This window comes from Paenibacillus alkaliterrae, assembly GCF_021532375.1.
In the GTDB taxonomy this organism is placed as follows: Bacteria; Bacillota; Bacilli; order Paenibacillales; family Paenibacillaceae; genus Pristimantibacillus; species Pristimantibacillus alkaliterrae.
Genome location: NZ_JAKGAP010000041.1, coordinates 17,026 through 42,419, shown reverse-complemented (window position 1 = coordinate 42,419; position 25,394 = coordinate 17,026). Strand labels below are relative to the sequence as shown.

Sequence of the window (25,394 nt, the reverse complement as noted above, 5' to 3'; positions counted from 1 at the left end):
CGGCTTTCCAATCAACTAACTCTAGGAGATCCTTACGAAGTAAACACCTTTCAATTATGATTTATACGAATCCAGGCGTAATAACATTATCATCCCAATACGGAGTCAGAACTCTTACCCAACCTTGTCGAAGTGCATAGAGGTAGAACATATTATTGGAATGTCCAACATGATCCAGAGGATTACGGACTAACCAACCTTAGTATCGTTTCTGAAGATAAGAAGTTTATTGTATCTTACCATGTAGGACAATTCTTTTCCCTTTTGAATTAACCCCCATAACTCGATTCCTCTCATTCCATGCCGTCTATTCTTTCCTTCAATTCTAGGGGGGCTAATTTTTTCCCTGCCCAGTAGTTGAAGAAACGACATCCGCTGGCCGACTGTCGTCTTGTAGCATCTTACATGTTGTGGAATCTTACATGATTTGACCAGCAACTGTCGCCGAAGAACATACTCACTCATGCTTCAACTGACTAAACTTTTTTAAGGATGATATGAAATTGTGACATTTTGTTTTGATAGCCGAGTGCATATTGAAGCGTATTATAACATTGGGCGATCTCGAGGTTATTTGGGTTTAGTATATGTTGGTATATCGTATTGGAGATAATATCTACCATCCGTAGACCAGGATCATTTTTCGAGTCTTCAAACTCGAAATTCTTTAACAATTCATTTAAAAAAAATGCTTCCCTACCATCCTCCATTGTAATCATGTAACGGTCAATAAAAGGATGACCCGTCTTCCATACATTCGGGATTGGGATAGTCATTCCCATCTTGGACTTACCGTCTAAAAATGCCTTAACATAGTTTAATATATATTTCTCCATTGCTGATAATTTATTCGGAAGTTTCCGATCAAATAAAAATATAAAGTCCTTAAAATTCCGTCTATGCTTTCGCTCCATAAAATACACAATGCAAAACTTAATAACCCTTTCCATCTGCTGAGTAAGCAAGAGGGCCTGTAAAAACTCCTCATCACTAAGTCTACTTTGGTACATTGCTAATTTCGCAATACGATCATATTCTTCCAGTACCTTCTGAACTTTCCCACCAGCATTAATATACCATTCTTTATTTTTTTGAAACGTTTCAGCTTGATTGGTTCTGAATAGGTTCAAATCCTCATGCGTTACCACTGAGGGCAGTACAATTGTCATCGTTGCTTTTAAATGATCCCTGTTCTTTTTCAAAAATTCACATACACGAAGACGCTGCTCAAAAGTTAAATCTGAGCCCTTAATTTCAGCACCGCCATTATAACGTTTCTCCATCGTATTCATGAAACGCTTTATGCCTTCATACATATCTTCAGTGCATATCAAGCTTGCCACCATGCTTGGACTCGTTGAGTTCTTGAGCGAAAAGTCACCTGATTCATCAGTGAAAATCTTCATATGTCATCTCTCTATTCTTTTTTTTAGTACCTGAAAATCCAATTCGATCATTCGTGAATTTATTCAATTAACGGTTGCAATAGGTAAGCGTTTGATGACATCTCAGGCTTTTCCCCTGCGCCACACCGGACGTGCCAGTTTCCCAGCATCCGGCGTTCTATCTAACCGAATCTACTTGTTCATAAGTTCCTCGTTACTCACGAATTTGGAATTTAACATCCCAGTTCCGTTAAGCTCGCACTGTGGCATCACTTCACTCGGAAGGATGTTCCCACGTTACTACCCGACCGGTGCAATTCACGTGGAAGATGTTCGTTCTTTTCGGTTAGACTTGGGGCTGTTCCTCCACTCCCATTACAGGAGGTTCTTCAGTCGTGCCCCTGCCTCACAAAGGTAAATGCCTTTCGGCTATGGCCTTATAGCAACCGTTTCAGGTGACAGCCCTTGATTCAACGTCCTTTGCTTTCCAAGCCCCTTACAGCCTAGCTATCCGTTCAAAACTTAGGTGCTTCCTCTAAGCCTGTGAGCTGGGTGCCGCCTTCGTCCGACACAGCGTATTTCATAGGAAAAATTCTTACTTCACGCCACTCACCCCATCGTTTGATGGTCCGTATGTTTCTATACGTTCTATCTTTAGACCTGTACATTCGGAAGTTCGTCAGTCCCATTTCGCGGAACATTCTCACCATATCTTGTTTTTCAGCCGCGCGGCATATCCGTTGGCATACCTTCCCTAGCAGGGTGGCTAAAACCGCCGTTCTGCCGACTCCACCTGTACTTCATACCCTATGCCCTGTCAGACATGACGCATGCAGGAGTATTGGCGGGATGGTTTCGGGATACATGGTTCCGTCATTCCCATCCTCGGTTGTAAAGTTGAAAGTCATTGTTTGAATCTCCTGCATTTCACGCCGAAGGGCGCTTATAGCAGAACTTGTCGTACTTTCCCGATAGCTTAATAGTAAATACCTAAAAATAGAAAGTCATCAACAACGTGAATATTATTAATGGAGATATCGCTATTGCATAGAATGGCCGTAAATCATGTAGTTGAAGTATAGGGAACATCATGCAGTTAAATAACACTGATGATGGTAAGTTATAAAACCATTTTCTTTACCAAGCCATTCTAAGGAGGAATAGATAATTATCCACTTCATTAGATGACCTAATTTGGCGATCTTATTTATTGGAAAGTTGGACAAAAAAAACATTACAGTACACGGGAATACAATAAAGCTGTATAAGTTATCCTTTACGAATTCGTTAGGGATGATTTCGTTCGTGAGATCAGAAATGATAAGTGCTATGAGCAATGTACTGATAAAGCAAACTCATGCTCACCATGTAGTATATAGTCGGAAGAAACCCCCGACACCGTTACCAATTAGCCCATTTCCAAGCTGCAATTAGAGCCTATACAACTTTGTTTTTAATTCTTCCGGCTTGCTATGAAACCCTTCATACTGACCAGTAGTAGTTTCAGCTCCATTTTCGCTAGCTCTTCATCTTGTTTTAAGCCTGCTTCATTTTTTCAGACAATCTATCATAATTACTATAATCAAGTACTTTATGAAATTTGCCTTCAAAAGTTTCATTAATTTTCTTTATCATTATATCGAGGTTATGGTTGTGATGAATATCATAGCAACTATTCATATTGTTTAAAAGCAAGTTATATTCAGATTCATTAAACTCAGAGATAATCTCCTCTATTAATCTCCAAATACTAGTAGCCCCATTAAAAGTCATATTTCCACCAAAATACTCAATGATATATCTTTTTACTGTTGCTTCATCACCTCTCTCCTTAGATTGGTGATAGAGTAATAGCAAATCGTCATGGATTAAAGAATCATAACGATTGACTTCAACCCAATTTTTTCTTAATGATGAAGTATAGAACAGTTCATGTACCTTTCTAAGTGAATTTAACTGAACATCAATACTTTCAAATGCATAGCAAGCTATGGTAATAAAGCGATAATTTTTAGTTGCTAATCCCCTTATTATTTGCTTTCCATCCTCAGTGAAATAATTAAAGAAATTATTGTATTGTGCTAAGAAGAAAATTAGTGATGTATTTGAATTCTCAAACTCAGTGATGTACTCTATGTAACCTCTAGTTTCCTTAATTTCTATTTGGCTATATCGAGCAGGATTATCTTTAACAACTTCATAGTAAAGTTTTTCGTCATTTCTGACCAAGTAGAACAATGTGTAATAGTTATACTTTCTATCAAAATTACAATTATCATTTTCTAGTTTAAATACAAATCTCCACAAGGAATCAAAGATTGCCTTTTTCACCCTATCATTAATTTTACTAAAATATCTTGCTTTCAGATATGATTCCAAACCATCTATACCTAGTTTTTGCTGATAATTTTTTGAATCATTAATTAAATCATCTAATATTTTTTTACTTAGTAAAGGTTCTTTTTTAAAAACTATTTCAAAGCAATTTCTTATTAAAGATCTTGTTTCCTCTTTTGTTGGATTACTAAGTTTATATTCGTTATTGTAAATAGGATGGGCAGAATAATTTCTACACAGCTTTAAGTAATCTATCTTCTCCTTTTCCATATCATCAATCAATTGAGTATTTTTATTTACTAATTCCACTAAAATTCTTTCCCAGTCCGAACTTTTCTTTTCTTCCTTTTGTTTCCGCTCAATCTCATCCAATATTTCTCTCGCTTTTTCATCATTATAAATCTCACTCAATGTCTTCATTTTTTCTATTAAATCAAAAATAACTACTGTATACAGTACAACAATTGCTGAACGATAGTTACCATGATTATATGAGGATACTACTTCTTTCAGATATTCTTTAGTTTGCGGACTAACCACGTTTTCCATTTCATCTTCCAAAATAAATGCAGCCACAATTTCCCCTCCATTACATTAAATACTCTTCTATATATACCAGAAATCCAATTTTAGAATTCCAAATTGAGCAAGCGTTAGCTTGCCCTTAATTTATCCCTCGTAATGGGTCAGCAGCACCGTCCAAGAATCTCCTGTAAACGTCTTACAAATAAGTTCACCATAATTGACAATTAGATCCCTTAACCAAATATCTTTTTGGAATATTGCTTGGATCTTCCAATGTGATGAGGGCTCTGAAAGAACGACTGATGTCCAAGTTTTTTACTCCTTTCCTGAATGACAAAAAGATAAAAACAAATTATCAGAGCGCGTGCTTTTATATACTAATCCACTTACTTTCTTCAAATAACCATGCAGTATACTTTTCCTTAAAATCTTGATTTAACTTTAAAAGTGCATGTGACTCTCTAACGCGATCAGAATGAATAACAGTAAATCCCCCTGATTCACTCAATTTTACCTCTGGGTTATGAAAATTCTTCTTTTCCGTTTCTTTAAGAGCAGAATTAATGATTGGTTTTTTCATGAAAATTAGGATAGACTCAACAAAATTAATAAAGTCTTTTGCCAAAGCAGGTGATTCTTCTTTAGGTTTAGTAAGTTTTTTTATTTTTTCATAATAACATCTATCTGAAATTTCATCTAAATTGTATTTTAAAAATTCAATCGGTATGTATCGCATATAGTGTTTATTCACTAAACGATTATAGACAAGATGTTCATAAATAACTTGAATTTGTGCGAAATATATATGTTTCTTTTTTCCATCAAAATCAGGGTTATTCAAGTATTGTGTAGCTTTATGTCCATCTCCAAATCTATTCGAGTTAGAATTAGTTTGGCCTACATATACAATTTCATCCTCCTTGTCCTCGACAATAATGAAGTAGATTGGACAGAAAAAACCAATATAACCTCCTGTGAATCCATTTTTAAAACTCCAGTATTTCTCTTGAGCTTCAATAAAGCTTTGAGCTGGAACTCTGTCATGGGCATCATATACGCCTTCATAATGATCGTAAATAAATAAATTGTATCCGTGAACCGTTAACTCTTGGTTTTTCGATTTTGGATCAATTGAATAACGTCTTTCAGTTGGGTCGAGCTCTAAAGGTCCAATATGTTTTTTAAAAATGGACATGTATATCCTCACCTATCTACGAAGTAATTTACATATTAAGATTATTGTACAACTTTTGATTTTGTTTTGTTAAGTAAAACTCCCTTTAGCTTAATGAAGAAAGGGAGCAGCTGCCGGCGGCAAACTACTCCCTGGTTTGGTTCAACTATCGTTCCCAGTTAGGATGGTTTACTCCTGATACATTAATGAATAACGGAAACAGAATTGTGGTTGCCGTTTTTCTTTACCAAGCTATTTTTCCCCACACAACTAAGAAATAATTGACATTTAAACAAATAAGGCTATTCTACTTTAATACTTGTCTCGCAAAAGTCGAAAAAATCATTTAGATCTGTAAGTTGCGCTATATTTTTAATTCGATTTTTATTTTCAATCTCTTCAATTTCAAGCCCTTTCATTTCAACATATTCCATGGCTGCCTGGTTTGTAACGGGATTAGATTTCCAGACTTCTAATTGTGCTCTAGCGTGACTAAGTGTGTAATTCAAACTAGAATTTGTCGAGGTATCAATATGGGTGAACCTCTTTGACATATAATCTTCTGTAATATTCAATCCTACAATCATATATTTTTCTTGAAAATACTTTGCTCTAAATTCTGAACGCTGTTGGAAATATGCATAGATATAATATTCTTTTGTTTCATAAGGAGCTTCTACTGCTTCACCATATTTGCCAACAATCTCAGTTGGGTATGTAATACAGTAATCGAAATAGTGAATAAGTTCATGAACGATAACGGATTCGATTGTGGTAACAGAAACACCAATACCCTCCAGCTTCGTCAAGTTTACAACAATAATAGGTTTGCCTATCCTTCTAGTTTCTTCATTTTGAAAATTAGTTGGTATAAATATACCATTTGTGTTTCCGTTTTCCTTTTCACTTGGATTAAAGTGTCGTTTTTTTACGTCAGTAATATAATCCCTTGACATGACAATATGAACCTTGATTTTTTCAATAGGCAGACCTATTTCCTTACTAAAATACTCAATCGCATTTTTGATACATTGATTATATTTAATACTGACTTGTGCTGAACTGATTTCTACAGTTATGTCTCCTACCAATGAAAAATCCATATCTAGATCACACCACCCTTCTGATGGTAAATCTCATAGCCCACTTCGACTAGTTCTGACCTTTTTTACCTTTACATAGTCAGGATACCACTGTCAAGTTATTGGGATATCCTATCTACGATATTCACGGGTATAAAGCACTTGCTCCGCACACCTCATTAGGATGACTTAATGGACGTAGATATTTGAATCCTAGAGCCAGGAATTTTGAATTATTAATGCCACGGTCTAGTATTGCGGTCTTGCCCAGGTATGTATTGCTGGGGTCGGGCATTGTAACTAGAGTTGAACTGAAAGAGCTTTTTCATTTGGAGAGATTGCTTCTGCCCTTTAGTTCAATGAAAAGAAGCAGCTGCCGCGGCGGCAAACTGCTCCCTGAATCTTTGAAGTATCGTTCCCCGGAAAAAAAATCGGCAGCCTCGTCGTGGTTGTCTAATAGAACTAACGTTACCTGTTGAATATCTAAGATATCACTTCACTTTGTCGCATCTTAAGTATTTTTATCAATATCGACGACAACGTGCTACTATCTATTTGGTTTACGCCCCAGCCAATAGGACTTTTCAGGATTTGTATCCAATACGAAGATATCGATTGGCCCGCCTACAGTTTCTACTTGATTCATGACCTCAACAAAGCCTTTTTTATAGAATTCTATAGTTTCTTCTAAAGTCCAATTATCCGTATCTTCTTCGTAGTAAGGCTTTATGATAGCATATACCGCATCGTCGCCTATGACTGCTTTTCTTCCACCAAATTGAAATTCATTAAAATGCGACTGATAGGTATGAATTTTTGGTTCTAGTTCACCAGTTTCATTTTCAACAAAACTTCCCAATGCAAAACAGTAACGATTCTCAAGACTAAATGGATTTCGGTGCAGCTTTTCACTAAGTGTTCTGTTCCAAGTCGTTACGATACCTTCCAAGAGCTGCTTGCTGTTTAGTTTCGAGAGCGTACTTTCATTTATCTTTAAGCAATGATTTGTAACATCGCCCATTTCTAAATATTCACCATTGCCTAGATACGCCTTCCTTAAGCCGGCATGGCCAATAGAAAAGCGATTGCGGACAGGCATGATTTTTTCATTTTCGTCTTCGAACTCAATCACATTCCCATTTTTATCCGTTCTAGATGACCTACTGTCTGCCATCATGACGACTTTATCTTGCCATGCATAGGCAATTACCATTGTCATTGTGTGTTCTCCCCGATCTTAGATTACACCTTCTATGATAAAAGCATTATCTGTCTTCAGTGTTTGGTTTACTTGGAATTGTGCCATAAATCCCTCCAAAATCCTACATATTAAATTTGGTTTTTGTTCTCGAGTTTGGACAAGAACTTATATCCTTAAGCAATAAAAATGCTATTTACGCGGTTTCTAATGCATATATGTTCTTGTCCTCAGACAACGACGGTACATTTGAGCCCTTTAGTTGCTCAAGAAGTTCTGTATTGAATCTAGATTCTATAATTTAGTCAGGCAAATATTGCATGATATCTATAAAAGTTCTGGTCTTGAGATTCCGCTACACTTGAATGTAATTGGGAGTAAATCTACAAAATCCACTTTGAACTCGGTATGTTCACTTGTTTTCCAGAACAGAAAGGCGCATCATACCTGAGCGCCTCTCTCCCCTTACATACTGGCCTATTCACTCCAATGTATTCGTCCTTTACGGAAAAAAAAGTGACTTTTGCAACCAACCTTTCGCCACACAGAAGGATGCAGAGTCCCCGTTTTATCCGGGTTATAAGTAAACGTCCACCTTGGCCTACCTTCTTGGTGGAGGCTCATTTGAAGAAGCTCATTACAACCACAAGGACATATCATTGCTGCACTCCAAAGATGTCCGTTCTCACCAAGGATGTAAAGCACCTTTTCTCTAGGAACATCGGGAAGCTCCTCTAAAAACTCTGTTAGATAAGGCTGCTCGGGAAAAAGTGTTCGCCATAACCGCTTGAAAAATTGAGTTATTGCACTCAAACAATAATCCCCTCTCTGCTAAGGCCAGGGTTACCCAGCAACGGGGAGATGTCGCCTCGACCAACAAACCTAGAATAGAATGGGCAAGGCTCTCCATCGGGGGTATCACTGATCATCCTACCGTTTACCAAATCCATGCTAATCACAGCTAATTCATCATTCTTAAAAGAACGATATGGATGAATTCTTGCCAAGAAATCATTAACTGCAACCGCGGCAATTAACGTGTTTATGCTGATTACTGCCGGACTGTTTTCATTTACTCCAGCAATGTAGCCTTCGCCACGACGACGCTCGTATTCGGCAGGATTTGTTCTTTTTAGTGACTCGGCCGCTAGCCTTTCTTGAACCACTACTTTGCGAGACAGCAAACTGGACCCACCTGGTTGCAAATAATGAGCATTCCCGCTGGCTTGGCTAATTCCACCCATGCCATCTGCTTTTAATCCGATTCCCAAATCAAAATAAGGGATGCAGTAGTAGGTACTCAATGAATTCAACAGTGAACGACCTTCAACAGAGTCCAAGCAGCCGAAAATGACATCACATTGGGCCAGCCTTTTAACCACATCTGGGTTGAAGAGAGTATCGTTTATAGGCACGACCTTCGTAGGAAGCCCACTACGCTTAATCGCATCTTCAGCGACGAATACTTTGGCCTTTTGCTCCCCTGCATCGCGCATCGAAGAGTTGAAAATCCGATTAAGATTACGTTCCTCTATGATGTCTCCATCTACTAGAACCAGCTCACCTACTCCTGTGCGATACAGGAGTTCGACCACTGGGCTACCCGTTCCGGAAACGCCCACAACGCCTATGGAGAGCTCTGAAAGCATTCTAATCGTACCTTCACCAAAAGTTTGGGCTGTACGCTCTGCGTACCCTTGAATGTGTCCCTCGGAACCTTGTTGCTTCCAGAACATAATGTCTGAGCCGGCAACCAGTACAGACTCCACATCGGAGAATCTCCCCTCACCATTAACAGCTCGTGCTCGGATCGAAAGGTCAGGGAACATGATCGCACTAACACCTGGATTTTCGTTATCAAGCCACTCTGATGCTGTACGGAAGAACGCATAGTCCGAATCATCATCCGTACTCGAAAATTCAGGGTAGCCGTATGGATGGCTATGAATCTTGAGAATACGCATTTGCTTAGATGCGGCTTCATTGAGAAGATTTACAGCAAAATCGGCTGGCCATTGAATTCTGTCTTCCTCGCGCTCGCATATACTATACGGCACTGGGTAAATCTTGTGAACCGTTATGATTACCCCACTTTCGCTGCTATGTGCCCCACAAAGAGCGAGTGCGACTGCCTCTTTGTTGTCTCCAGGGAATAGATGGCGAGAGAGGGCCGCATGATCGCGGCCTGACATTCTTAGCTTGGTTGTCATATCTTTCCCACCTTCTGGAACTCTCTTTCCAGCCAATCTTCAACGAGACTCAGATGCGTGATAATTGAGTCCACACCAGGTCGCCATGGAAATTCGGCTGTTCGGTGACGCGACCAGCGTTGATAATTCTTTTGATCGATCAGCTGTGGACTTAACGCTCCGATTAGCTGACCATCCGTCCGGGAAAGTTCCGGATATACCCACATCATATCGAGCTGTTCAATCGGATATTGCGCCGGTATGGATATTGCCACAGACGCATTAGCATGGTTATAGCCATTAGGAATCGGGAAGTCATGGAGGAGCAACCATAGTTGCCCTCCTTCATTCACAGTTTCCCATGACAATCCACGCGCATCCAGATGTTCAATATCCTCTTCAGGAAGCGTAAATTGTCTCCGCATATCTAGCCCTCCGTCTGGTCGAGTTTCAGGGTAAGGAACTTCTCGACACCTGGAGCGCGTAGATCGATCGTATCCTCAAGCTCGATCTTTTTAGTGCCACCGCCCTTCAACTTCATGTCTAGGCGATACTGGCTTACTGGCGTGAGGCCAGCCTCAAGGAGTATTTCTCTCCCCGTGAAGACGGCATGATCGACAGTGTACTTCTCTTTATCGATTTTGATGCGGTAGTATTTTGCATCAGTGGGTACTGCTTGGCCCGCTTTGGCATATGCCTCCACATCGATTACTTCTACTTCGTTTGGTGTATATTGATCTGTCATTTAAATGACCCCTCTCGTGTTCATAATTTGTTCACAAAATAATTTTGAATGTTTGCAGGAAATACATAAGAATTATAGAAATATTAATCATAAGATTTAGAATTACGACACTCTTCGACATTTGCTAGAGTAGAATCACTGGCATGTTTCTACTCTCAGTTTGACAGACAAAGGCACCACCGACTCTCTCTCAATATTTTGGTACCTATAGGCAGTACCCCAAAACTATATTACCAGTCCAAAATTTGGACAGCGCCATTTTTCGTTGAATACCGCCAAAAACCCCTAATTCCCTCCACGTATGCGCTTAAACACTATATATAGACATATTATCTTCTTATCGCCCTATATATGCTCGTTTTTTGAGGTTTGAGTTACTATTCACTATACTTAACTGGAGGCTTTGCATAAGTAACGTCAGATAGAACTACTTCTTACGGTTTGACCATAGAACAATTACTTCTCCTTACGAACACCCTTAAATGTTCCACCGGATGTCTTTTGATCCATGATACGCCCTGTGTCAGCATCACGTTTTGCCCAATTCCCATTCGGAGTTTGGAATTGGGAACGATCATTTACTGCTCCCTTGCGATATCCGTTTCCTGTGTTTTTAGCCATATTAAAACCCTCCCACAATTTTATAATTCTTTTTTTGTCATGAAGCAGCTCCCCCTGCCACAGAGCCGCGTAGTTGAATATAAACTTGGCTTCTAACCCGCTTTGTCAGCCTTCTCTTTACTTTTAGGCTTGGTGTTGCTCGTCTGTCACTTCAAAGTAATTTGCTTTCAATTCCATTTGAGCTGCAGTCAAGTGCTACACGCCCGTAGGTTCCCGACAAGGGAATTTGCGGGCTGCTATTTTATCTAACATATCTCTGTCACCCTATCCGAACAGTTTTCGCCACATTGACTTGAAGAAATTAATGTTATGCCTCTTAACTTCAACTGTGCGTTGTCCCTCAACCACACTCTTTTTCAGTAATCCTGGCTCAGTCACCGCGACAGTGAATGTATCACCGATTTTCACATTCTTGTACTTATTCAATTCGATTAACTTATTTTGCGCAACGTATGTATCTCCCTGGGTAAGAACAACCATCTTATCCTCATTCCACTCGATAGTTGCCTTACCTCCATCGATAGAAACAACTTTCGCTTTGTATTCGACTGTTACCTTATCGCCAAAGAATGAGTTATACGCCGACTTCCCCAATGGAAGAATTAACAGCACTACAATTAACAAGAACACTACCGATGGAATAGCAAATCTATAGATCAACCTTGGTGCCAACCCCACATAAATCACCTCCCCTCATCGTTTTCAAATATGAAATTGAAATCGACTTTATTGATAAGGATTGAATCTAATCGATTTCAATCCTTTATTTGAAGTCCATTGTTGTAAAAAGGAGATCTCTCTCCTCAAAATAGACTGCTATATACAAATTGTCTACCGCCTTCTTCAAGCTGCTCCTCTTTGCGCTTCAGCAACCTTTGCTCATGAAGTTTGTTGAGTTGGGTGCTTACAAGATTAAGTTTTTTCTCCAGTGTGTCCGAAGCAAACCTTGCGGTGACTTGCTTGTGCTTGTAAGTAAGTTCAAGAAGTTCTTTTGAAGCATCACCAAGATCGCCGATAATTTCAAGCGATATCCCATTCTGAGCAACTACTACAACATCTTCGTCACGCAGAGTTTTCCTGAGGTTGTATAAATGGTCTTCCTCTTCGCTTAAGTTAATAAGATACAGATACTTATCCTGGGTCTTAAACTCTTGTCGAAGCCATTTTAACGGCTTGACGATAACTTCATCAATTCCAGAACCATTCATGCCTTCAACTTGCTCCATATCGTAAACAAACACTGTGCCGTACGGAGCCTCAACGATCTGCTTCATTACTAAATGGTTCAGCGGTATCATTATCCGTCTACCGATTAAGCTTACCTGCTTTTGTCCATCAGTTAGTAAGTTAATCTTAAGCATAATGATCCACCACTTCTATATAGTTTGTAGGCCGAGTTCAATTTGGTATTTGAAAACAACCTCTTTATAAATTTAGTTTATCTTTTGTAATCTGTCAAGCTTTAGATTACACATTTATTACGATGTAGTAATAAGTCCCGTGAAAATAATTGCCCACATCCAGAAGTTCAAGCTTATTCTTATGAATCCTATATACACTATCATGGGTTCTGACGTAGAACTCAGCATCAGACGACCAATCAAAAGTTGTTTGCTTTACATCCAATAAGCCCTTACCCCGATCTTGCTCAGGTTTACTAGTTGCACGTGTAAAGATAGCTTGTTTTACGATATCGTGCCTGTCCTTATAACTTATATGCTCTTTCAACGAACTAACGATCCCTTGGCCAGAATCACATATAGCGATCTCGACTCGCTCAGGGCGTGTAGGTGATTTCTTATAATACTGAACACAGGAATAGCTATCCGTTTCAGCATGTTCTACAGCATTCTGACCTAACTCCGTGACGATACCGGCTATGTCAGTTATTCTGTTTCTGTTAAGTCCCTTTGCCCTCATGATCTTTTTAACTGATTTATCGAGGTCAACGATATCATCATCAGACTTGGATACGCGAAGCTCGTCCAATTCATTGTCCTTCTTATTTCGATTACGGTGATAGTAGGTATCCATGTCGTTACTCTCGTCAAAGGAGTCCTTCACGTCCGTTGGGCACAACTTCAGGAAATTCATTCGTTCCAGATACCCCAAGATATTTAAACGATCCGTTATTTCAACCGACGGAGATTCTGTCTTTAAGTAATAATACTTATCCAAATAGTTCAGGGTCGATAAAAGCACCGTTATCCCCGCAGGTGATACCCATTTCAGCTTACCCAATTCGATATTGAGATTTTCACCAGTATCAAGCTCTTTATAAATCTCGGCGCACCGATTCAGCCATACATGTATTTCATAAATGGATTCCATTCTCACAGTAGATTGGAGCAATATCCGGTTCCCCTCATCTCTAATAGTGTACTACTATCCAATTTTACTCCACGACTTTGTTTTAGGTCAAAGTGATTTTTGCTACTTATACCCTGCTTCAATAAATAAAACAAATTAATTCAATGAATGAAAAAAAACCACGCTGCAGATCACAACTCGGAATACTAGCAAATACCAGTAACGCTATTACAGCCACCTGATGGATTGAACATGGCGAGGGCGAGCAAAAGACCTGAGAAGGGCTGAACAGAGACGTAAGGGGCATTTGAGCGCGTAGGAAGAGCAGGCCTTAAAGAGCTGAGCCAATACTCATTATCCAGTTCATCAGGTCAAAAAATCCATTTGATATGTTTCTTGTTCGATACCGTTTTCTCGTATTCCATTGGTCCATGTATCGTAACCGAGTCTAGTAATACTGCAAATACTGCATTATTTCAGTAGTATATGGTTGTTGCTAACGTTTTGGATATGGAATATGGCCGTTACCCGCTGCTTGCCGTCAGATTTGAAGTTCCAAGCTTTTCGTGTTCATGTAGGAGCTGAACACCCTCCGTCAGTAAAGAACACATTCTTGTCGGAGAGGTGGCTTCCGATAACTTCGTCTAGTTCAGTTGTCCGAATACGCCTATTCCCAATAACGGCCAGAGTAAGTCATCTTCTGGAGGTTGCTGGAAACCAGACACAAATCTATCTCCCTTGATGCCGCGGTATTTGGCTTTGCCGCCGACGGTTTTACATAGCCAAAGATAAAGAAATGGAAGCCGAACAATTTGATTGTGTTTACAAGCCGAAACACAACAAATTTCATTACAAGTTTCATTACAAAATATAAAACAAACCTAATAACAAAACCTATTGAGAACCAGAAGACCATTCATTTTAATTCCCTCGATTCCTTAAGTGACAAGGGATCGAGCCAATTTTTGATTTTTCAGAAATCATCACATAGTTTTAGGTCAATTGATTCTAAGGATATGAGTTTTATTTTCTTTCCATGAAATCGATCTTCATGCAGCTTACTTTTATCACCATGAACTCTAATTTGATTCCCTAATTCGTTAGTTGAATGATTCTACATAATAATGGAAGTTTTAAGCATAAAAATAAACCTGTCATGGGTCGGTTGCGATCCATAACAGGTTTTAGATGGTTTCCGGGGGATGCAGCTGGCGGTCATTCATCCCGATACAAGTTTATGTGAAATACGAATAAGCCGTTTGTCTACTTTTTTAAAAAAGTGACAACAGCTTATTTTTCCAGTATCCAGCTGTATAAAGGTCTTTCCTTCGTATGCTCAAGTGGTGGTTTCATGGGTTGTTCTTTTTCAAGGTTATACTCGAATGGCAATCGCTTCTTTTTGAAGAAACGGACAATTTGCTTGATCTTTTTAGTCTCTTCCTCAAGCTCTTTTTGTTGAGATAGAAGTGACTTTTTAGCTAAAGAAACAATAAGTTCTCTTGTATTAACTTTGGTGACCGCTTCGGACGGAATGATCATTTCATTGTTTTTGAATTCTTTAACGATCATTTGTTGGAGAGTGATTCCGTGTCGAGTGTATACCGTTTCAATGGATTCGTGTAAGCTCGTCCATGGCTCTTCGGATCCTAATGAATCCGGATGCATGAGTTCATGGGCATTTTTTATCAATTGAATATCTTGATCGATAATGACTTTATGTTCATCGCTTGAGTATGCGATGAAATACTCCACTAATTTAGGAATAGATGTTTCGTCAAGGTTGTATCCTGCTGCAGCAATAGGTCCCCCCTCCCCTATCGCTGACTTGAGCGCGGCAACAATAACCTTTTTGACTTCTTCTAATAAATAGAAGTCAGAAAAGTAATTAGCTGCTTTTTCGAGAAGATCGTAATATAGAACGTCTGAGTGTTTCTCTTTAAAATACTTCTTTAAGGAATGACGATACATTTCCAATCCGGCTTGTCCGAATAACTCCATGAAGTCATTTTTCTTGCCGGTAATGTAATTAATGGTTTCGTCTCTCATATCTTCATGGAACAGTTGATAACGATCAGCAAAAATGCGAAGTTCTGTTTCACTTGCGCGATTAATAATCGATTCCTGGCTAAATACATTAGGATGAACTCTTAGGCCGATTACATGTTTACGCTTATTATATTTGCTTGTTCTGCCTTTTCTGTCATTCACGAAGTCGCATGTCAGGTGGAAGAACTTTTTGTGTTCATGGTTAGAAGCTTCCAACGTTAAGTCCGAAGCATTTTCCCTTGGGATCCGGATGTTAATAAGTCCTTTATCGTTAAGAATCATTAAATCATCAGATACCCTTTTATATGCATCATAAACACGCAAACCATGTTTGCTGTCATGAAGTTTGTTGTCATATAAGTTTTCGATGGCAACCTTGTTGTATTGATTGTGAATGTTCGAAGTCAAGATATACAAGAACAGGCGTGTCTGGTTCAAAGTCAAATTTAAGAAATCGCTTGTAAAGAGGATCGGCAAGCTCTTCTGGTATGTGTTTTCTCCGTTTGAAGAGATGTGGAAACAAGAAACATAATAACCATTTTCGTGGGTTAACAGATTCTTGCCTTTGTATGAAGTATTCATCAGTTCATTAAGTGCACGTTTAAATACCTGGCGTTCGCAATACATTTCCTTCCGTATAACTTCTTCGTCGATATGTATGCGGCCATCACGATCAATGTATGGAGTTAGGCGGATAATGAGGTTTATAGCTGTTTTTGTGATGTCGAGGTTTTTGTTAGCGAAATCTCTTAGTAGATTTCTGTCTAACTTTGGCATACTGATGCTAAAAGTTTTCAACTCCACCACTCCTCACGTTTTTCCCTATCTTTAATATAAAAAAGGACATAAAGATTGCATAGTGCAATCTTTATGTCCTGGTGCTTCCAGCGACATTATGACTCATTATTATTACTTTTGTTGAAAATATTAATGCATTATAGAACACATGTCAATTATAAAAAATTTGGTTCATTGAAATTCATTAGGTAATTTTATATTTTGTGTTTATACAGTAATATGGCACGGAACCTCCGCGGCATGTTGACCCGCGAAGCCGCGACCATTGGTTTTCTGTTTACCATCATGAATCAACTAGGGATTTTTTGGCCTATATGCATTGTGTAGTATGGAGTAAGGCAAAGACTTTCTATTTAAACGCTTCGAGGCATTGAAGGGTTTCGTTGCCAGAGACACTGGACAATTTACATTGTCAACTTTTTTACAGCTACAACACCGAATCCAGTCAAAAAATATTTTTAAAATTTTTATGTACTTATGTTCGCCATTCATGTTTGGTTAGGTTATCATGAAATTAGAAAAACTAAGTAATTAAATATAGACAAACGGAAGCACCGTGACCCATTTTTTGAAGAATTACTTTCTTCGAAGAATAGTTCACGGTGCTTTTTATTAACTGAAGTAAGTAAGAATTTCTCTTCAGTTACCATTCGCACATTTACTTTATGGAGGTTGATTTTATGAGTAAAGCAAAGAATCACACAACTTGGGAATCGCTGCCAGATACACTAACTGCCCAACATATTTCCCAATTCCTCGGTATTTCGAGAAGAAGAGTCTATGAACTATTTCAAAAGTCTGTTGTGTATGGTGGCATTCCAAACTTCGAGATCGGTGCTTCTAAAAGAGTGGATAAGCTTGACTTTAAGCAATGGACCGAATCAATGAAAAAGGAAAAAGAACAAGGAAAATTAAAAAATTCACAAATTTAGAGTTGTCTCTTCGCTATACTTCGTGAGGCAAGTTGCTATTTGCGCAACTAATAGAGAGACTTGACATGGAACCACTACAGAAATGATTTCAAGCGAACGGAGAAATCACAAGGGTTTAGCAAGACAAGCTAACCTATCTTGCCCGCCTCTCCTATAAAGTCGCAGTCTATAGCCCATTTCGACTAGTGAAGATACAAATTTAGTGTATTCACAAAAAGAGAATTAACTAGAAGGTGGCTTCCCTCCCCTTTTTATCCTCTAACAAGTATCGATCATATATATTATGGGCATAACTGCAAATTGATATTCAGATTTCCCATAAAAGGAAAGGGTGAAAACAATTGAGGGGATCCGTTTACAGAAGAAATTGTACATGTGGTGGCAAGGAAAAAAAGGAAAAAAAGAAAAAATGCACATGCGGTGCTAAGTATGCCTTTACAGTAGACATTGGCCCAGATCCAGTAACAGGGGAAAGAAGACAAAAACAAAGAAGTGGCTTTCAAACACAAGAGGAAGCTCATGACGCAGCTAATGAACTTTTGTATGAGGTAAGACATGGAACGTATATCGAGGAAAGCAAGATGTTATTTAAGGACTTCGCACCCCAATGGCTAGCCATGTATTGCGAAGAACGTGAAGTTAAACCGGGAACCCTTCGAGTCAGACGACATGAAATTGATAAACTCATGCCTTACTTTGCTCATGTAAAGCTGAAGAATATCACTACAGAAATGTACAAACAGGCTATATATGCTTTAAAGAAAAGTTACGCTGGTAACACAGTGGATGGGGTGCATCGCACGGGACGTATGATTTTCAAAAAAGCGATTGAAAAGGATCTGATTAGAAAAGATCCCACCGCATTTGCAGTATTAAGAAAAGAAAAAAAGACTTTTGAAGAATTAAAGGAACCGGAAGTTCCAAAGTATTTAGAAAAAGAAGAGCTCGCATTATTCTTGGATACAGCCAACAAAAAAGGATTGGAGATGGATTATTTAACATTCCTGGTCTTGGCTTACACAGGAATGCGTGTCGGTGAATTAGTGTCACTTCAGTGGTCAGATATTGATTTCAGGAAAAACAGCATTAGAATTATCAAAACGTACTACAATCCAAACAATAACACCATGCAGTACGAATTAGGCACACCGAAGACAATGGGTTCTGTTCGCACCATCGTTGTAGAGGATATCGTAATCGAGGCATTAAAAGAACACAAGCTGGCACAAGAAAAAGTCAAAAAACGCTTCGGTACCTCTTACTATGATGAGGACTTTATTTTCGCAAAAACAGAAAGACATCCGGGTTACCCCGTTTTCATTAAGACCATTCAAAACAGAATGAATCGCTTATTAAAAATGGCGGGATTAAATGAAAAACTAACACCACACTCTTTGCGCCACACCCATACCTCCTTGCTTGCAGAAGCAGGAGTCGTATTGGAAGATATCATGAAAAGATTGGGTCACACGGATGACGATACGACAAGGAACATTTATCGCCACGCCACAGAAAAAATGAAAAAAGAGGCTTCTCAAAAATTTGGACAATTAATGAGAAGCCTCTAATTCGGCCCTTGTTGTTAGCAAAATGTTAGCATTTCACTTTCACCTTACTGAAAAACCCTTATTTATCAAGGGTTTTCGGGCGGTGCTTACATCATGCCGCCCATTCCGCCCATGCCGCCCATGTCAGGCATGCCTGGTTTGTCTTTTTCAGGCTTGTCGGCAACAACCGCTTCGGTTGTCAGGAACATAGCCGCTACGGAAGCTGCGTTTTGCAGCGCGGAGCGCGTTACTTTAGCAGGGTCAACGATACCCGCTTCGAACATGTTTACCCATGTGCCGGTAGCAGCGTTGTAGCCTACGCCGATTGGTTCGTTTTTCAGACGCTCAACGATAACGGAGCCTTCTTGGCCTGCGTTCGCTGCGATCGTGCGAAGCGGCTCTTCGAGGGAGCGAAGCACGATGTTAACGCCTGTTTGCTCGTCGCCTTGCGCTTTAACAGCAGCAACGGCTTTGTATACGTTAATGAGGGCTGTACCGCCGCCCGATACGATACCTTCTTCAACCGCTGCGCGAGTGGAGTTGAGGGCATCCTCGATGCGGAGCTTGCGCTCTTTCAATTCGGTTTCCGTAGCTGCACCGACTTTGATTACAGCAACGCCGCCGGACAATTTAGCAAGACGCTCTTGCAGCTTCTCGCGGTCGAAATCGGAAGTTGTATCTTCCAGTTGAGCGCGAATTTGGTTAACGCGGGCAACGATGTCAGCGGAGTTGCCGCTGCCGTCAACGATGATTGTCGTTTCTTTCGTGATGCGAATTTGACGTGCGGAGCCGAGCGACTCAACGCCAGTAGATTTCAGTTCAAGACCAAGCTCTTCCGTAATCACTTGACCGCCAGTCAAAGCAGCGATATCCTGCAGCATCGCTTTACGGCGATCGCCGAAGCCAGGAGCTTTAACAGCTACGCAAGTAAACGTTCCGCGCAGTTTGTTCACTACGAGTGTAGCTTGCGCTTCGCCTTCTACGTCTTCTGCAATGATAAGCAATTGTTTGCCGGATTGAACGACCTTCTCAAGAACCGGAAGGATCTCTTGAATGCTCGCAATTTTTTTGTCAGTGATAAGGATGTATGGGTTGTCGAGAACCGCTTCCATCTTGTCCGTATCCGTGATCATATATGGCGATACGTATCCGCGGTCGAATTGCATACCTTCAACCACTTCAAGCTCTGTAACAAAGCCTTTCGACTCTTCTACAGTGATTACGCCGTCGTTTCCGACTTTTTCCATAGCCTCTGCAATAAGTTGACCAACTTCATCGTCAGCGGAAGAGATCGAAGCAACTTGTGCGATCGATTGTTTGCCTTCGATTGGTTTGGAGATTTCTTTCAATTCTTCAACAGCTGCTTTAACGGCTTTCTCGATCCCTTTGCGGATTACCATAGGATTAGCGCCAGCCGTTACGTTTTTCAAGCCCTCGCGAATCATCGCTTGTGCAAGAACAGTAGCTGTAGTCGTACCGTCACCTGCTACATCGTTCGTTTTTGTCGCTACTTCTTTTACGAGCTGAGCGCCCATATTTTCAAAAGCGTCCTCAAGCTCGATTTCTTTCGCAATGGTTACACCGTCATTCGTGATGAGCGGGCTTCCGAATTTTTTCTCCAATACAACGTTGCGGCCTTTAGGACCGAGTGTTACTTTAACCGCATTTGCAAGCGCGTCAACCCCGCGCAGCATTGCGCGGCGAGCGTCTTCACTAAATTTAATTTCTTTAGCCATTATCCGAAAACCTCCCAAAATAGTTTAAGTACTTTACGCATCGTACTTTCTTGCCTTCTATGTGTCCCTCATCGGGCTGTTTATCCAAAAATCGCGTGAATGTCGCTTTCTTTCATAATCAAATACTCTTTGCCTTCGTATTTGATTTCAGTGCCTGCATATTTGGAGAACAAAACGCGGTCTCCTTCTTTCACTTCCAAAGCAACACGAACGCCATCCTTCAGCGTACCGCTGCCAACTGCTACCACTTTACCTTCTTGCGGCTTTTCTTTCGCCGTATCCGGCAATACGATGCCGCTAGCGGTAGTTTCTTCCTTCGCGATTGGTTCGATCAATACGCGTTCACCTAAAGGTTTGATCATTGAAAATAGCCTCCTTCTAAATTTGTCGCTTATTTTTTTCGTTAGCACTCATAAGCTTGAAGTGCTAACAACCATTTTTATCATACTCATTTTCGCATTCAATTTCAAGTACTTGGAATCAATTTTCTGTTAATTTACACGATGCTTAACCGATCCGCCTAATTTCCCCATCTTTCAGCATGATGATACCACTCAGTAACTCATCACTTCAAAGCCGTATCGATGCCAAAAGCTTGCCCTGACCACGCTTTCTGCGAGGTCCACGCCTCCGGCGCTCCGCTCCAAAACGGATGCCCGCCGCTTAATCCCAGCGGCAGAAATACCGCTGCGCACAAATACAGGCTTCCGGTTGATATATAACGCTCGCCAATCTCCGGCTGATGCCCGCAGAAGCCGATCGTCAGCCAACCCTCCGGCGTAAAGTTTCCAGGCATCTCAAGCGTTCGCCTTATAACCGCGCTAAGGCCGCAGCGAACCTGCGCCGCGCTTATGCCCTCTGGCAAATCATCGCGCCAAGCGTTTTGCGCCAGGCTGTGAAATGCGCCGAAGCGGTACGCAAGCGAGCGTCCGATTGGCGGGTACGTGCCATCAACCGCGATAAGCCGCTCCTGAACGGCTGCAAACCGGCGGGCACGATTCGATACGTCAGCATGCATCCGCTTCCATTCCTCATACTGATCGCCCGCCGCATCCAGCACCTCGACCAGCATGGGCTGAATAACAAAGCTGTTATAATAATCCCAGTGGAAATCCGGCCCGTCGCCATAGGCTCCGTCTCCTAAATACCACTGCTCATGCTGCTTCAAGGCATAGTCGATACGCATCGGATCCCAATCGCTCTCACCCAACTTAAGCAAAGCTGCTTCAATCGTCGCAGCAAACAACAGCCAGTTAGAGAAAACAGGCTTTCGCGTACGCGTTTGCTTTAACGCCGTTATGACATTCGCTTTCACACGCGGCTCAAGCCTTTGCCCCAGCTGAACGGGAGCCCGAAGCAAGGCCAATGCCAGAAATGCGGCATCTACAATCGGCTGAAAGCCGTCGTTAAAGTTCATATAATCGGGCGACAGCGGGTCGGTCCCCGCATCGATGGCCTCCCGGGCGAGCGCGGCATACCTTTCGCGCAGCTCCTCCTCGTCGCCATCCGCGCCGCCGTTCTCCAGCCATGGCGCTATTCCGCTCAGCAATCGCCCCAAAGCCTCCAAATGCGTATATTGGGCTCTGTCAGCTAATAATGAAGCCTGTGTTTCATTGCCGCTTGCTCCTGAAGACTCCGCGCATTCAATCGGCATATCCGCCTTGAATCTGCGTTCAGCGAGCGACTCCAGTACAGGAGCGCTAATTTTCACAAGCTGCTCGATCCAATATTTCCGGTCCTGTACACCGCTTGTACTTTTACTCTCTTTTTGCACGGCTATCACTCTTTTCTACCAAAATGTATCCGAGTTTCCCTTTAATCGGGCCAAGCCCTCCACGAAGAAATAATCGCCATAGATAAGCGGTACATCGACATTTCTCCGCTCCGGGTAATGGCTGGTGCCATGCAGAATCAAGCCCTCTTCTTCCTGATTATCCCATGCTCCGTAGTTTTCATAAAGAGACCGCAATATGCTGTCTGCCGCTTTCTGATAGAGTGCCGCCTCCTCCTCGGAAACCGACCTCGCGATTTCCAGCAATCCGCATGCCGCGCAGGCGCCTGCAGACGTATCGCGATAACGCTCCACTCCCGGCGGCAAACGGAAATCCCAATGAGGCACCGAATCCTCGGGCAGGTTCGCCATAAAGAAATGAGAGACGCGCTTTGCTGCTTCCAAATATCTGATCTCCCCCGTATAACGGTAGCTAAGCGCCATGCCGCAGATCGCCCAGGACGCCCCGCGCGACCATGCCGAATTCGGCGCATAGCCTTGTCCGCCGTTTACGCTTTCAAATTCCCCCGTTTGCGGATCAAAGATAACAATATGATTCACAGAGCCATCCGTCCGGATAAAATGTGCCAGCACCGTATCCGCATGCTCCATCGCCAAATGCTTAAATCTCGGATCACCGGTCGTTTCACTCGCCCAATAGAGCAAAGGCAAATTCATCATGCAATCAATAATAGCCCAGCCTTCATTACGATCGCCCTCGCCCCATGGATTCCATGCTCTTATGTAATTTCCTTTTACGTTAAACCTGCCGCTCAATACGCTTGCCGCTAGCAACGCACGTTTGCGCGACTGTTCCTCGCCAAACAGCTTGTACCTCGCCACGCTTGTGAGCGACCACATGAAGCCCATATCATGGTCTAACTGGTCATAGCCGATCAGCACATCGTCCAGCTGCTTCTCGCAAGCCTCGGCAATATCCTTAAACCGCTCGTCCCTGGACTCGGGATCGCGATACAATAGCCAGAGCAGCCCCGGCCAGAAGCCGGCTGTCCACCAATGGGGTGCTTCCAGCACATAGGCTCCGTCCACGCTTGCATGCGGAAATCTAGCGCCAATGCGAATACTCGTTCTCGTTACCTTCTCATGAACCTTTTCCCAAGCTTCATTTACCCATTTAATCTGTTCCATGTTCATTCCCTCTCTATGAGTCAAATTGAAAAATAAACGAAGCAACCAAAGGCAGCCCAGCTGCAGCAGCCGTATGGAAATCCAGCGAATACCATAATCTTTCACGTCCGAAATGATCGATATCGCTTCGGGAAGTCACGGCAGGCTCCCATACCTCATGATCATAGGAAATTGACAGCTGACGCTTCCCTTTAAGAAGGATTCGTCCTTCCGTTACAAGCTCGGGAGCCAGAAACGTAATAAATCGCTCCGTAACGAGCCGCTCTGCAATATCGCCGCTTTGCGCCGCAAACATAAAGGTATCGGTCAGAGTTAAGGCGGGAAGCCCTTCTTTTCTCCAATGAAAGCTGCGCTCCAGCTGACTAAGCTTTGGATTCGCATAGGCTGCGCTTAATTCCAGCACCAATTGATCAAACTGTTCGCCGGAGAAAGCCTCCTTGACCTTAGCATAGAATGACGATCCGTTTTGCTGAAAGCCGCCATCAATGATCGGGACCGAATGTCCCTGAGAACCGTTACACCAGAGCATATACCGTTCCGGGCCAAAATATTGCGCCGTATACATCCCGCTGCCCAAATCAGCTAAATAAGCTTGTCCGTCCGCATGCAGGATAAAGTGGCCTGCATCATTATGATTGTGAGGCTCCTCATTATGACCGCCTTTTGCCGCGAAGCTGTAGCTGCCTCCACCTTCCGTAATGTGACGGGACAGAAGCCACTGCACGTCCGGCAAATAATACGATTCGGAAGGCCAAATCGGCTTGTCATTGACTGCTTCGATCCATTCATCCTTAAGCCAGATCAAATTACGAATCGCAGGCGCCCATCGACCGCAATGATCCGCCGAATAGTCGGCCCTAAGACTCGCATCGGGCACCGCCACCTCTTCATACTCGCCATGCAGGTAGCAGCTAAGCCCCATAAAGATACCGCTCTCGGACGGCGAATCGGAGAAATTAACGACCGTATTGCCGCCTGTAAAGCATTTCTGCTGAAAGAGCGCAATTTCCTTCACCTTACTCGAAGCAAATAAATTGATTCCGCCATCCGTCGCGGCTTTTAGCAGCTGTGCAAAATAAACGTAGTAGCCGAATCCATACTGCCAGTAAAGATAGCCTTCCGCGCAAGCGCCGTCATTGCCGAAGCCGGTTAAATAACAATCGAGCGCTTCAAGCACCCGCTCCAGCACCTCGGACAACCGCGCTGGGTCATCGATTAAATGAATGGCTGCAGCACCAATGGACCCTGCGCATACCGCCGACCAATTGTGATCAGCCTTCTCCCACCCGTAAGGGCCTTCCTCCAAAAACGGACGCAGCAGCCGCTGCTCCACTTCGGCCTCTATCCGCTTACGAAGTAAATCAGGCATTCTATCACCTAATAAAAGTTGGATCTCACTGAGGGCAAAGCCTGTCTCTGCAGCAAACAAATCAATTTCTAATTTCTCAGCTCCCGCATTAAAATGTGCCGGTAAACACCAAGTAAACTCATTACAAATCGACCAAGCGGTATTAAAAGCCGCAGCTTGATAGTCCCCATTGTCTGGCTCAAGCAGCGTCATGATGACAAAAGCGTTTAACCGTTTGCGCCGTTCAAAATAAACGCGCTCATACGTTAAGCGCTCTCCCGTATCGCCGTATACGCGAAAGAGCGAATACGTAAGCTCGGGATCAGGCGTCTGCAGCATACGATCCGCTTCCGCCCTTATTTCGTCAAGCAGCGTCTGATTCGCTTCGGACCCAAGCAGACGCGCCGTTAATTCCCCGGTCGTGCTATCCGGAGCGAGCAGCGCAAGCCCCCGCTTTCTGCTTTGCTCCAGCACTTCTTTTATCAGCTCGCGCTTCATTCT

21 protein-coding genes and 1 pseudogene are annotated in these 25,394 nt (G+C 42.0%); 2 read left to right on the top strand and 20 right to left on the bottom strand.

Annotated elements, in window-relative coordinates:
• Positions 1-476: 476 nt before the first annotated feature.
• From L1N85_RS17090 to L1N85_RS17025, 15 genes and pseudogenes are all read right to left on the bottom strand, one after another.
• Complete coding sequence (locus tag L1N85_RS17090; RefSeq protein WP_235240279.1) at positions 477-1,406, bottom strand: DUF3800 domain-containing protein; 930 nt, start codon at positions 1,404-1,406, stop codon at positions 477-479.
• A 1,515-nt stretch (positions 1,407-2,921) separates the two neighbouring features.
• Entirely contained in the window at positions 2,922-4,298 is a 1,377-nt protein-coding gene (locus tag L1N85_RS17085) for a hypothetical protein (RefSeq protein WP_235240278.1), read from the bottom strand.
• 319 nt (positions 4,299-4,617) lie between these two features.
• Positions 4,618-5,442 (bottom strand): hypothetical protein, encoded by an 825-nt coding sequence (locus L1N85_RS17080; protein WP_235240277.1) that lies wholly within the window; start codon positions 5,440-5,442, stop codon positions 4,618-4,620.
• A 281-nt stretch (positions 5,443-5,723) separates the two neighbouring features.
• Positions 5,724-6,524 carry a mitochondrial inner membrane protease ATP23 gene (locus L1N85_RS17075; RefSeq protein WP_235240276.1) on the bottom strand — a complete coding sequence of 267 codons (801 nt, stop codon included), beginning with the start codon at positions 6,522-6,524 and terminating at the stop codon, positions 5,724-5,726.
• A 526-nt stretch (positions 6,525-7,050) separates the two neighbouring features.
• Positions 7,051-7,722 carry a hypothetical protein gene (locus L1N85_RS17070; protein ID WP_235240275.1) on the bottom strand — a complete coding sequence of 224 codons (672 nt, stop codon included), beginning with the start codon at positions 7,720-7,722 and terminating at the stop codon, positions 7,051-7,053.
• A 456-nt stretch (positions 7,723-8,178) separates the two neighbouring features.
• Positions 8,179-8,361: a DUF6527 family protein gene (locus tag L1N85_RS27665; protein WP_235240304.1), complete on the bottom strand. Its 183-nt coding sequence runs from the start codon at positions 8,359-8,361 to the stop codon at positions 8,179-8,181.
• A 149-nt stretch (positions 8,362-8,510) separates the two neighbouring features.
• Positions 8,511-9,911, bottom strand: a complete 1,401-nt coding sequence (locus tag L1N85_RS17060) for a ThiF family adenylyltransferase (RefSeq protein WP_235240274.1) — start codon at positions 9,909-9,911, stop codon at positions 8,511-8,513.
• Positions 9,908-10,315 (bottom strand): E2/UBC family protein, encoded by a 408-nt coding sequence (locus tag L1N85_RS17055; protein WP_235240273.1) that lies wholly within the window; start codon positions 10,313-10,315, stop codon positions 9,908-9,910. Before L1N85_RS17055 ends, L1N85_RS17060 begins: the two co-directional genes overlap by 4 nt.
• A gap of 2 nt (positions 10,316-10,317) precedes the next feature.
• Entirely contained in the window at positions 10,318-10,635 is a 318-nt protein-coding gene (locus tag L1N85_RS17050) for a multiubiquitin domain-containing protein (RefSeq protein WP_235240272.1), read from the bottom strand.
• 456 nt (positions 10,636-11,091) lie between these two features.
• Positions 11,092-11,256 (bottom strand): hypothetical protein, encoded by a 165-nt coding sequence (locus L1N85_RS17045; RefSeq protein ID WP_235240271.1) that lies wholly within the window; start codon positions 11,254-11,256, stop codon positions 11,092-11,094.
• A gap of 264 nt (positions 11,257-11,520) precedes the next feature.
• Positions 11,521-11,934 carry a hypothetical protein gene (locus L1N85_RS17040; protein WP_235240270.1) on the bottom strand — a complete coding sequence of 138 codons (414 nt, stop codon included), beginning with the start codon at positions 11,932-11,934 and terminating at the stop codon, positions 11,521-11,523.
• A 125-nt stretch (positions 11,935-12,059) separates the two neighbouring features.
• Positions 12,060-12,617 (bottom strand): hypothetical protein, encoded by a 558-nt coding sequence (locus L1N85_RS17035; protein ID WP_235240269.1) that lies wholly within the window; start codon positions 12,615-12,617, stop codon positions 12,060-12,062.
• A 106-nt stretch (positions 12,618-12,723) separates the two neighbouring features.
• Positions 12,724-13,608, bottom strand: a complete 885-nt coding sequence (locus L1N85_RS17030) for an ATP-binding protein (protein ID WP_235240268.1) — start codon at positions 13,606-13,608, stop codon at positions 12,724-12,726.
• 432 nt (positions 13,609-14,040) lie between these two features.
• A pseudogene (locus L1N85_RS27980) lies at positions 14,041-14,333 on the bottom strand (IS1595 family transposase); the annotation flags it as partial.
• A 523-nt stretch (positions 14,334-14,856) separates the two neighbouring features.
• On the bottom strand, positions 14,857-16,410 hold the full coding sequence (locus L1N85_RS17025) for a hypothetical protein (RefSeq protein WP_235240267.1): 1,554 nt from the start codon (positions 16,408-16,410) through the stop codon (positions 14,857-14,859).
• A 680-nt stretch (positions 16,411-17,090) separates the two neighbouring features.
• Between L1N85_RS17025 and L1N85_RS17020 the strand changes: the two genes are divergently transcribed.
• Together L1N85_RS17020 and L1N85_RS17015 are read left to right on the top strand one after the other, a co-directional pair.
• Complete coding sequence (locus L1N85_RS17020) at positions 17,091-17,342, top strand: helix-turn-helix domain-containing protein (protein ID WP_235240266.1); 252 nt, start codon at positions 17,091-17,093, stop codon at positions 17,340-17,342.
• A 341-nt stretch (positions 17,343-17,683) separates the two neighbouring features.
• On the top strand, positions 17,684-18,910 hold the full coding sequence (locus L1N85_RS17015) for a tyrosine-type recombinase/integrase (protein ID WP_235240265.1): 1,227 nt from the start codon (positions 17,684-17,686) through the stop codon (positions 18,908-18,910).
• A gap of 86 nt (positions 18,911-18,996) precedes the next feature.
• On the opposite strand, the gene groL is transcribed toward L1N85_RS17015, so the two are convergent.
• The 5 genes from groL to L1N85_RS16990 all read right to left on the bottom strand — a co-directional run bounded on the left by groL (position 18,997) and on the right by L1N85_RS16990 (position 25,391).
• Positions 18,997-20,625: a chaperonin GroEL gene (groL, locus tag L1N85_RS17010; RefSeq protein ID WP_235240264.1), complete on the bottom strand. Its 1,629-nt coding sequence runs from the start codon at positions 20,623-20,625 to the stop codon at positions 18,997-18,999.
• 80 nt (positions 20,626-20,705) lie between these two features.
• Complete coding sequence (gene groES, locus L1N85_RS17005) at positions 20,706-20,987, bottom strand: co-chaperone GroES (RefSeq protein WP_028609403.1); 282 nt, start codon at positions 20,985-20,987, stop codon at positions 20,706-20,708.
• Between the two features lie 203 nt (positions 20,988-21,190).
• Positions 21,191-22,399, bottom strand: a complete 1,209-nt coding sequence (locus L1N85_RS17000) for a DUF2264 domain-containing protein (protein WP_235240263.1) — start codon at positions 22,397-22,399, stop codon at positions 21,191-21,193.
• 15 nt (positions 22,400-22,414) lie between these two features.
• Positions 22,415-23,551: a glycoside hydrolase family 88 protein gene (locus L1N85_RS16995; RefSeq protein WP_235240262.1), complete on the bottom strand. Its 1,137-nt coding sequence runs from the start codon at positions 23,549-23,551 to the stop codon at positions 22,415-22,417.
• A gap of 7 nt (positions 23,552-23,558) precedes the next feature.
• The gene (locus L1N85_RS16990) at positions 23,559-25,391 is read right to left on the bottom strand and encodes a heparinase II/III family protein (RefSeq protein ID WP_235240261.1); all 1,833 of its coding nucleotides are present in this window, start codon (positions 25,389-25,391) and stop codon (positions 23,559-23,561) included.
• Positions 25,392-25,394 lie beyond the last annotated feature (3 nt).

What these genes read in the sequence shown, in the direction of transcription:
- L1N85_RS27665 (WP_235240304.1), bottom strand. Translation starts at nt 8,361, where the DNA reads ATGATATGTCCTTGTGGTTGTAATGAGCTTCTTCAAATGAGCCTCCAC.
- L1N85_RS16990 (WP_235240261.1), bottom strand. Translation starts at nt 25,391, where the DNA reads ATGAAGCGCGAGCTGATAAAAGAAGTGCTGGAGCAAAGCAGAAAGCGG.
- L1N85_RS17080 (WP_235240277.1), bottom strand. Translation starts at nt 5,442, where the DNA reads ATGTCCATTTTTAAAAAACATATTGGACCTTTAGAGCTCGACCCAACT.
- L1N85_RS17075 (WP_235240276.1), bottom strand. Translation starts at nt 6,524, where the DNA reads ATGGATTTTTCATTGGTAGGAGACATAACTGTAGAAATCAGTTCAGCA.
- L1N85_RS17060 (WP_235240274.1), bottom strand. Translation starts at nt 9,911, where the DNA reads ATGACAACCAAGCTAAGAATGTCAGGCCGCGATCATGCGGCCCTCTCT.
- groL (WP_235240264.1), bottom strand. Translation starts at nt 20,625, where the DNA reads ATGGCTAAAGAAATTAAATTTAGTGAAGACGCTCGCCGCGCAATGCTG.
- L1N85_RS17055 (WP_235240273.1), bottom strand. Translation starts at nt 10,315, where the DNA reads ATGCGGAGACAATTTACGCTTCCTGAAGAGGATATTGAACATCTGGAT.
- L1N85_RS17070 (WP_235240275.1), bottom strand. Translation starts at nt 7,722, where the DNA reads ATGACAATGGTAATTGCCTATGCATGGCAAGATAAAGTCGTCATGATG.
- L1N85_RS17050 (WP_235240272.1), bottom strand. Translation starts at nt 10,635, where the DNA reads ATGACAGATCAATATACACCAAACGAAGTAGAAGTAATCGATGTGGAG.
- L1N85_RS17045 (WP_235240271.1), bottom strand. Translation starts at nt 11,256, where the DNA reads ATGGCTAAAAACACAGGAAACGGATATCGCAAGGGAGCAGTAAATGAT.
- groES (WP_028609403.1), bottom strand. Translation starts at nt 20,987, where the DNA reads ATGATCAAACCTTTAGGTGAACGCGTATTGATCGAACCAATCGCGAAG.
- L1N85_RS17090 (WP_235240279.1), bottom strand. Translation starts at nt 1,406, where the DNA reads ATGAAGATTTTCACTGATGAATCAGGTGACTTTTCGCTCAAGAACTCA.
- L1N85_RS17035 (WP_235240269.1), bottom strand. Translation starts at nt 12,617, where the DNA reads ATGCTTAAGATTAACTTACTAACTGATGGACAAAAGCAGGTAAGCTTA.
- L1N85_RS17020 (WP_235240266.1), top strand. Translation starts at nt 17,091, where the DNA reads ATGAGTAAAGCAAAGAATCACACAACTTGGGAATCGCTGCCAGATACA.
- L1N85_RS16995 (WP_235240262.1), bottom strand. Translation starts at nt 23,551, where the DNA reads ATGAACATGGAACAGATTAAATGGGTAAATGAAGCTTGGGAAAAGGTT.